The sequence below is a fragment of the Deltaproteobacteria bacterium genome (assembly GCA_009692615.1).
GTDB lineage: Bacteria > Desulfobacterota > Binatia > UBA9968 > UBA9968 > DP-20.
Genome location: SHYW01000157.1, coordinates 1 through 8,930 on the forward strand (window position 1 = coordinate 1; position 8,930 = coordinate 8,930).

The window sequence follows — 8,930 nt, forward strand, 5'->3', positions numbered from 1 at the left end:
CGCACACACTTGGCCTATATCGAACCAACTCCAACAAGGTGGGGTTCCGCTATGGCCAGGTTTCTAACTTACGACCTCAACCCAACGCACTACCCTGACATAATCGCGTTGCTGTTAACATGACATATTGACGTTGCCACGACACCTTTTTTTTTGACCGGGCCGAGGATTGATTTGACAGGTCGCTCCACTGTTGGATAGTCTGCGAAGCAATTCATCGCATTGGTCGCTAACCGGAGGAAAAGTATTTATGGATTTCGTCACCAACCAGGAAGTCATTCAAGCGGCGCGGAAAATTCTTAATCAAGATATATGGGATTATTTAAGCGGCGGCGCGGAGTCGGAAACCACCATGCGGCGCAATCGCATGGGCTTCGATTATCTGGCGCTGCGGCCGCGCATCTGCGTCGACGTTTCAAAGATCGACACTTCGACGATGTTTCTCGGCAAGAAATTACGAATTCCGGTCATGCTCGCGCCCATGGGTTCGTTGCAATCGATCACGCCGGAAGGCGGCGTGGCGGTGGCCAAAGCGGCGGCGCAATTCGGCTCGATCAATTTCGTTAGCTCGGTGACCCAGCCGACTTTGGAAGAGATCGCCGCTAGCACAAACGGCCCGAAAATATTTCAACTCTACATTCGCGGCGGCTTGGATTGGTGCAAAGAGCAGGTCGACCGCGCGCTCAAAGCTGGCTACATGGCGCTCTGTCTCACCGTCGACACGGCGCACTACAGCCGGCGCGAGCGCCAGATGATGAACCGCTGGCTGCCGCCGAGCAAACGGGTCGAGACCAACACGCGCATTTACCAAGCGATGTTGACCTGGGAACTGATGGCGGCGATCAGGAAACACGCCGGCATACCGCTGATTCTAAAGGGCGTGGCGACGGCGGAAGATGCGAAGATCGCCGTCGACCATGGCGTCGAAGTGATTTACATTTCCAACCACGGCGGGCGGCAACTCGATCACGGCCGCGGCACCATCGATATCGTCCCCGAAGTTGTCGAAGCGGTTAAAGGCAAAGCCGATGTCGTGCTCGATGGCGGTGTCACTCGCGGCACCGATGTGTTAAAAGCGCTCGCGCTGGGCTGCAAAGCCGTGACCATCGGCAAGCTCCAAGGCTGGGGCCTCGCCGCCGGCGCCGACGCCGGAGTCGTGCGCGTGTTGGAAATCCTCGAAGAAGAACTAACCATCGACATGGGGCTCTTGGGCGTGACGAACGTCAGTCAAATCAATGCGAGTCATGTTTGCCAGTCCTATCCCGTGTCGTTTCCCCATGAGATGAGCGCGTTTCCGTATATGCCGGGCGGGCAGTTACGCTGAAGTGAAGTTTCAAGTCGCTTGGCGCGGGCACGAACGGCCGTGCATAACCTGTTGTTCTCGGTATTGTGTTAAGCGGGATGGACGGGCTAAACTCTTAAGGAACCTCTGAACAACTGCCCTGCTTCCAGGGCAGTTGTTCAGAGGTTCCTTAAGATGTTTTCATCACGAAGGACACGAAGGGTTCGGATACTTTGCTTTCCGAACTTCGTGATCTCCGTGTCCTTCGTGGTGAAATAAACCGGCTGAACCATGGCTGGTTTGTCACGCTAGCAAGTAAGGAAGCAACTATGACCTTTGCAACCGACGTTTACGGTTGGGAAACAGTGATCGGTGAACGCGTGCGCGCCACGATGGCGTCGCATGAGTTGACGCGTTACTTCGCGGTCAAGATGACGCCGGCGCGGGCGCGCGTTGCGCTGTTGCAGTTGAGTTTGTTCGTCAGCTGCCGGCGCGACTGCTGGGCCAACCTGATCGCCAACTGCGACGCCGCGCCCATGCGCCAACGTTTGATGGCGCATGAATACGATGAAGTGGTCGAAGATGAGTTTAGCTCGAAGGGACATTACGATTTGCTGATTCGCCAAGGCGCGCTGATCGGTTTGAGCGCCGACGATTTCGCCAAGGTGAAACCGCTGCGCACCAGCATGGCGACTTTTTACGGTTGGAAGTGGATCGCTCGCCAAGGCGCATGGCAAGATGGGCTGATCGCGATGATGGCGACCGAATGGGTGAACGACGACCGCAGGCTGATGGATCAAGGCGGCGGTTTGTCGCGGCGCGATGGGCTGCGTTGGATGCGCGACTTCGGTTATAAGTGGGAAGAGATGCCCAACTTCGCAGCGCATGCGGTGGCGGATGAAAAGCATAGCGATCTGTTCGTGCCGCTGCTCGACAAATTCATCTCGAATCGCGACAGCGCGCTCACAGCGGCGGACGATGCGCTCGAGTTTTTTAAGTTGTATCACTTGGGCGTCGCGGAAGAGATGGAGAAGTCGGAAGAGGATTGATTGGCCGCAAAGAACGCAAAAGGCGCAAAAAATATTTTCGCAATATCGGGGCGGGTTTCAAACCCGCCCTCTTAGCTTTCACCATTGAATCGTTCATTTTTCCCCCGCGTTCCGCTCGCTGTTCCTTACTGGACTCGCGAGACCTACCGAGACATTCTTCGCTGTCTGATATCGGGCCGCGTCATCGACGGGCCGCAGCTTGGAACACTTAGAGCGCAAATCGTTGAGCAACTCGGCGTCGCCGATGCGCTGCTTTGCGGCTCCGGTAGTTTGGCGATCGAGCTTGCGCTGCGCGCTTGCGACGTGCGCGAGGGCGATGAAGTCGTGCTGCCGACGTTTTGCTGCTCGGCGGTGGTGGCGCCGGTTCTCGCTGTCGGTGCGACTCCGGTGCTTGCCGATTGCGGCGGCGAGCTTAATCTTACGGTGGCAACCGTTCAGGCTGCGCTGACGCAAAAAACTAAAGCGATCATCGTGCCGCATCTGTTCGGCAATCCCGCTCCGATCGTCGCTATCATCGAACTAGTGCGCGGCCGAAATATTCGCGTCATCGACGACGCGGCGCAGGCGTTGGGGGCGACGATTGATGGCCAACCGGTTGGCAGCTTCGGTGATGCTGGGGTTTTAAGTTTCGGCGCCGAGAAGATTTGTTTCGGTCTCGGTGGCGGTGCGCTGTTATCTCGGCGCGAAGAATGCATCCAACTTAATTCTCAAGTCAGTCTCTCGGCGCCGAATTTCGGTTCGGAGCTGACGAATTTCCTGTCGACGTTTACCTGGCGCTGCTTGCGCCGTTGGACCTGGCCTCTAAAATCGCTGTTAGCGTCGAAGTCGCCGGATTCGCCGCCCGCTGCTTATCGTCGCCAAGCGATCAGTCATCTCGCCGCCGTGGTCGCTGCAAGTTTGCTGCGCACTCTCGTCGACAATATTTCCGCCCGGCGCGCCAGTATGGGACTCTATCGCGAGTTGTTGAAGAACGATTCGAGAATTGAATTGATCGCCCACGGCGCTGGTTCGGCCTGTTTGACTCAAGTGATTCGTGTCTTGCCGGGCCATCGCGATGACGATGGGGCGGCGCGGGTGATTGCGGCGTTGCGTGCCGCCTGTTACGAAGTTCAAGGCAGCTATGTGCCGATTCATCTGATGTCGTCATTTCAAGATTGCGTCTGGGATCGTTTGCCCTATGCCGATCGCGTCTGGGCCGATTTAGTCGAGCTGCCTTGCGAGCCCAGCGTGAGTTTGGCCGAGGTCGAACGGATCGCCGCCATCGTCAAGAATGTTGCCGCCAAGATTTGAAATGTTTTTTATATAAAGGTAAGCCAACAGCATGAAGGAAATTCAATTTGTCGACACCACCGTGCGCGACGGTTCGTTGAGCTTGTGGGCGTTGGGTATGCGCACCGGCGCCATGCTCGCCATCGCCGAGCAGATGGACCGTTGCGGTTTCGAGTCCATGGAGTTCTTCGGCTTCGCCGGTTACATCAAGTACGTCAAAGAGCATAAAGAAAATCCCTGGACCTGGATGGGCGAAGGCGCGAAGAAATTTCGCCGCACTCGTTTGCGCTATCATGGCGGACTCGCGTCGGGCTTCGAGAAAATCCCGCGCTCAGTGCGGTTGCTGATGATCGAGCGTGTCGTCGCTCATGGCATCACGCTGACGCGCTCCTCTGATCCGTGGAACGATTACGATGCCGCGGCAGTGGAGATCGCGGCGCTGCAAAAGCTCGGCATGGAGGTGATCATCAATATCATTTACACCGTATCGCCGCGCCACAACGACGAATACTGGGCCACGCGCGCGCGCCAGGCAGCGGCCATCGGGCCGTCGGGAATCTGTTTCAAAGACGTCGCCGGTTTGCTGACACCGGAGCGCACGCAAACGCTGATTCCGCTGATTCAAAAAAATATTGGCAACCTACCGCTGGAGTTTCACGCCCACTGCAACAACGGCATGGCGCCGTTCAATTGCCTCGAAGCGATGAAGCTCGGCGTGACCAAGCTGCACACCGCCATCCCGCCATTGGCCGACGGTTCCGGCCAGCCGTCGATCTTTAACGTCGCCAGCAACGCCGCCGCGCTGGGCTACACGCCGCTGGTCGATCTGGCCGCGGTCAAGCCGGTGTCCGACCATTTTCGCTTCATCGGCAAACTCGAAGGCCATCCGGTGGGCGCACCGCGCGAATACGATCACTCGCAGTATTTACACCAAGTGCCGGGCGGAATGATTTCCAACCTGCGCTTTCAACTGCGCGCCATGGGCATGGAAAATAAAATCTCGGAGACCTTGGAAGAGTGCGGCCGGGTGCGCGCCGAGTTCGGCTATCCGATCATGGTGACGCCGCTGGCGCAGTTCGTCGGCAGCCAGGCGGCGATCAACGTCATCACCGGCGAACGTTACAAAGAAGTGACCGATCAGGCGATCCAATATGCCCTCGGTTATTGGGGCAAAGAAGCACCGACGGTGATGGATGCCAACGTCAAAGACAAAATTCTCAGCCGTTCGCGCGCCAATGAGTGGCGCAATTGGTCGGCGCCGGATTTGACGCTGCATGAAGTGCGCAAGAAATTCGGCGCCACAGTATCGGATGAAGAGTTGATCCTGCGGGTGATCGCCGGCGATACCGCGGTCGACGCTATGCTCGCCGCCGGCGCGCCGAAGGAGTATTTAAGTGTGACCCAACCACTGGTGCGGCTCATCGGCGAACTCGCCAAGCGCAAAGATTTTCGTCAGATCTTCATCGAGAAGAAGGGGTTCACGTTGCGGCTGGAGAAATCTGGAAACGGCGAAATGAGCAAGTAAAGTTTGTTTCACCACGAAGATCCCAGCGCGGCACAGCCGCAACCAAAGGGGAAAGAGTTTTCACCACGAAGGTCACGAAGGACACGAAGGGTTAGGAAAAAAGTTTACTCCGAACTTCGTGCTCTTCGTGTCCTTCGTGGTGGATAGCCTTTTCCGCATGTGTGAAAGTATCATTGGCGTTTAAGGAGACAATAATGATCTACGAGATGCGTTTTCAGAATGTCGAGCCGGCACGTCGCGCGGAGTATGTGAAGATTTACCGCGACGCGGTGCAGGGCTGTAAAGCCGCCGGTTCCACAGGTGGTCAGATTCTCTGCAGCGATGACGATCCGTCGGCGCTGATTGTAATTCTCTTGTGGGAGAGCAAAGAGCACCTGGCGCGCTGGCGCGGCACCGAGTCTTACAAATCGTTTCGCGCCGCGGTGGGGCATCTGCAAACCACCAAGAGCTACGGCGGGTTTTATGTCGCCGAGACGATCTGATGTGATTGCATTCGCGTTCCATGTCGCGGGCTTCACTATGTGAAAAATCCCTCCTAACCTCCCTTTTTCAAAGGGAGGGATCGGATTGGCTTCGCGGCCGAGGCAGTCTCTCCTCCGACGGCTTCAAGTTTCGATTGACGAATGATTTCGATCTCAGTTACTCTCCACGAACCCCAAAGAGTTCTACGGCCCAATTTTATGACGATTCATTCTAGAGTTATTCTCATCGCCGTGTTGCTATCCGCGTGTGTTGCCACTGCCACCGGTGCCGACGAGCTGACGAAGATGCGCTACGGCCAGAACGCTACCTCCACCGGCAGCCTGTCGGCGCTGCCGCTCACGGTTGCGGAGCGCAAAGGTTTCTTCGTTCGAGAGGGACTCAATCTCGAAGTCGTGCCGATTGCCGGCGGCACGGATCGCATCGTCGCGGCGTTGGACAAGGGCGAGATCGATGCCGGCAAGAATGCCACGCCGTACTTGATTCAAGCCGTGCTCAAAGGCTCTGATGCTGTCGCCATCGTCGCGCAGACGACCAATCCGGTTTACAGCTTGATCGTCCGGCCGGAAATCAAAAGCTTCACCGATCTTAAAAACAAAGTAATCGGGCTATCGACCGCCGGCGATACGATCACGCTTTCGGCGGTGCGCCTGCTCGCGAGCAAAGGCATCAAAGCTTCAGACTTTCACGCCAAAGCGGTGGTCGGCACGCCGGCGCGCTTCGACTGTTTAAAGTCCGGCGAGTGCGCTGCGGTGCCGATGGGCCAGCCGGAGGACTTGGACGCGATCAAGCAGGGCTTTCCGCGCTTGGCATTTACCTACGAGGCCGGCGCGGATTTGATCTTCAACGTCGACATGGCGCGGCGCGCCTGGGGCGAGAAAAACAAGGACGCGCTGGTGCGCATGGTGCGCGGTTTTGCTGCGGCGTATCAGTTCATGAACGATGCCAAGAATCATGACGAAGTTAGAAACATCGTCAAGGATTCGTTGAAAGTTTCCGACGACACGGCACGGCAAATATTTGCACCGTATACGCAGCCGGATAAGAACGTGCTGCCGCGCCGCGGTGAATTAGACTTGTCGGCATTCGATCGCGTGTTATCGCTGATGGGCGGAGCGGGAGTGATTCCGACTCCTGTGGCGCCGGCGGCGCGCTTTGTCGATCTACAATTTCTCAAAGCGGCTGGGATTCAATAATTTCATTGTCGACTTAATTTGACGGAGGACTAAGATGCTGAACAAAAGTTGTACCGTAATGGTAATTGCAGCGGTTGCAATGTCATTCGCGGCGGCAAGTGTTCTCAATGCCGCGAGCGCACCGAATGTCGCGTTGACCGGGCAGGTGAGTTCGGCGGAGGAAGGCCGCATGGAAGGCGTATTGGTCAGCGCCAAGGGCGAAGGCTCCACGGTGACGATCACCGTCGTAAGCGATGCCAAAGGGCAGTACAGCTTTCCGAGTTCGAAGTTGGCGGCGGGGCGTTACGCGTTGGCGATTCGCGCGGTGGGATACGAGTTGGAAAATGCTTCGCCCGCGGACGTGGCGGCGCAGAAAACCACTACGCTCGATTTGAAACTGCTCAAAGCCGCCGATCTGGCGGCGCAACTGTCCAACGGCGAATGGTTGATGAGCATGCCCGGCACCGATTAGCAGAAGCAGGGTTTCCTGAGCTGCATCGGCTGCCACACGGTGGAGCGCATCGCGCGCTCGCGCTACAGCGCGGAAGAGTTTGTGCCACTGCTAAAGCGCATGCGCAACTACGCGCAAGGCAGCACGCCGCTGCGGCCGCAGGTGCGGCCCGGCATGCGCGAGCCGTCGCAAAATCAATTGGCGCAGATGACCAAGTTCGCGCAGTACTTGAGCACGATCAATTTGAGCAAAGTGGCGAAGTGGGAATATCCGTTGCAGAGCTTGCCGCGGCCCAAGGGGAAATCGACGCGGGTGACGATCACGGAATACAGTTTGCCGCGCTTCGAGACGATGCCCCATGACGCCGCCATCGATGCCGAAGGGATGATTTGGTATTCCGATTTCGGTTCGCAGTTTCTCGGCAAGCTCGACCCCAAGACCGCCAAGGTGGTGGAATGGCCGATTCCCTTGACCAAACCCGGCGCGCCCACCGGCGCTCTCGATCTGCGCTTCGATCCGCAAGAAAACGTTTGGTTGGGGATGATGTATCAGGGCAGCATCGGGCGCTTCGACCGTAAGACCCAACAGTTTCAGACCTGGACCACGCCGAAGTTCAAGGAGAACGACGAAGCGCGGCTGGCGATGGTCGATCCCAAGCATATCAATCTCGACGGGAAAGTGTGGATCGGCGGCGACGACGAGTATCGACTCGATGTGAAAACCGGCGAGTGGTACACGGTGGATTATGCCCGCGGCTTGCCGAAGAGCCATCCGCCGGAGCACCGGCTGGGATCCTACGGCATTATCTCCGACTCGAAAAATAATTTTTACGGCACCAACTTCGGCGGACAATATATTATCAAGGTCGACGCCAAGACTTTGAACGTGACGCCGTTCCCGACGCCGACGCCCAATTCGGCGCCGCGCCGCGGCCACATGGACGCGCAGGACCGGCTGTGGTTCGCCGAATATCGCGGCAACATGATCGGCATGTTCGACACCAAGACCGAGCGCACTCGCGAGTGGGCGGTGCCTTACGCGTGGAGCAATCCTTACGACGCGGTGCTCGACAAGAGCGGCTACGCCTGGACCGGCGGCATGACCAACGACTACGTCGCGCGGCTCAATACCAAGACCGATGAATTCGTGCAGTACCTGATGCCGCGCACGACCAACATTCGCCGAGTCAATATCGACAACCGGACGAAACTGCCGACGCTATGGATCGGCAACAACCTTGGCGCGGCGATTGTGAAGATCGAGCCGTTAGAGTGAGGGATCGCAATGAAAGACACGTCGGACGCGATGGAGCGAGGATATCGCGAGATGCTGCTAAAACGCTCCGGCGAGGAGCGGCTCAAGATGGGTTGTTCGATGCATGCGACGGCGCAAGCTCTGGTGCGAGCTTTGGCGCTTGCCGAGAACCCCTTTGCTTCGCCTTCCGCCTTAAAGAAAGTTCTCTTTCTGCGTTTTTACGGACAGGATTTCAATAGCGCGGTGCGCAAAAGGATTCTTCGCGCGTTAGCAAAGGCGCTGAGCGGTGCCGGTTCCAGTGTCGTGGCAACGTCAATATGTCATGTTAACAGCAACGCGATTATGTCAGGGTAGTGCGTTGGGTTGAGGTCGTAAGTTAGAAACCTGGCCATAGCGGAACCCCACCTTGTTGGAGTTGGTTCGATATAGGCCAAGTGTGTGCGTC

At 57.3% G+C, this 8,930-nt stretch carries 9 protein-coding genes; all 9 read left to right on the plus strand.

Annotation, left to right across the window (positions count from 1 at the left end; translation table 11 throughout):
- Positions 1 to 250: 250 nt before the first annotated feature.
- The 9 genes from EXR70_23830 to EXR70_23870 all read left to right on the plus strand — a co-directional run bounded on the left by EXR70_23830 (position 251) and on the right by EXR70_23870 (position 8,839).
- Positions 251 to 1,324 carry an alpha-hydroxy-acid oxidizing protein gene (locus EXR70_23830; protein ID MSP41526.1) on the plus strand — a complete coding sequence of 358 codons (1,074 nt, stop codon included), beginning with the start codon at positions 251 to 253 and terminating at the stop codon, positions 1,322 to 1,324.
- A 287-nt stretch (positions 1,325 to 1,611) separates the two neighbouring features.
- On the plus strand, positions 1,612 to 2,331 hold the full coding sequence (locus EXR70_23835; protein ID MSP41527.1) for a hypothetical protein: 720 nt from the start codon (positions 1,612 to 1,614) through the stop codon (positions 2,329 to 2,331).
- Positions 2,332 to 2,415: 84 nt separating this feature from the next.
- Positions 2,416 to 3,621, plus strand: coding sequence for a DegT/DnrJ/EryC1/StrS aminotransferase family protein (locus tag EXR70_23840; protein MSP41528.1), 1,206 nt, complete (start codon positions 2,416 to 2,418; stop codon positions 3,619 to 3,621).
- Positions 3,622 to 3,652: 31 nt separating this feature from the next.
- The gene (locus EXR70_23845) at positions 3,653 to 5,125 is read left to right on the plus strand and encodes a biotin carboxyl carrier protein (protein MSP41529.1); all 1,473 of its coding nucleotides are present in this window, start codon (positions 3,653 to 3,655) and stop codon (positions 5,123 to 5,125) included.
- A gap of 194 nt (positions 5,126 to 5,319) precedes the next feature.
- Positions 5,320 to 5,607, plus strand: a complete 288-nt coding sequence (locus EXR70_23850; protein ID MSP41530.1) for a hypothetical protein — start codon at positions 5,320 to 5,322, stop codon at positions 5,605 to 5,607.
- Positions 5,608 to 5,748: 141 nt separating this feature from the next.
- Positions 5,749 to 6,801 carry an ABC transporter substrate-binding protein gene (locus EXR70_23855; GenBank protein MSP41531.1) on the plus strand — a complete coding sequence of 351 codons (1,053 nt, stop codon included), beginning with the start codon at positions 5,749 to 5,751 and terminating at the stop codon, positions 6,799 to 6,801.
- A 34-nt stretch (positions 6,802 to 6,835) separates the two neighbouring features.
- Complete coding sequence (locus EXR70_23860) at positions 6,836 to 7,252, plus strand: carboxypeptidase regulatory-like domain-containing protein (GenBank protein ID MSP41532.1); 417 nt, start codon at positions 6,836 to 6,838, stop codon at positions 7,250 to 7,252.
- 39 nt (positions 7,253 to 7,291) lie between these two features.
- Positions 7,292 to 8,506, plus strand: coding sequence for a hypothetical protein (locus EXR70_23865; protein MSP41533.1), 1,215 nt, complete (start codon positions 7,292 to 7,294; stop codon positions 8,504 to 8,506).
- Between the two features lie 9 nt (positions 8,507 to 8,515).
- Positions 8,516 to 8,839: a hypothetical protein gene (locus EXR70_23870; protein MSP41534.1), complete on the plus strand. Its 324-nt coding sequence runs from the start codon at positions 8,516 to 8,518 to the stop codon at positions 8,837 to 8,839.
- Positions 8,840 to 8,930 lie beyond the last annotated feature (91 nt).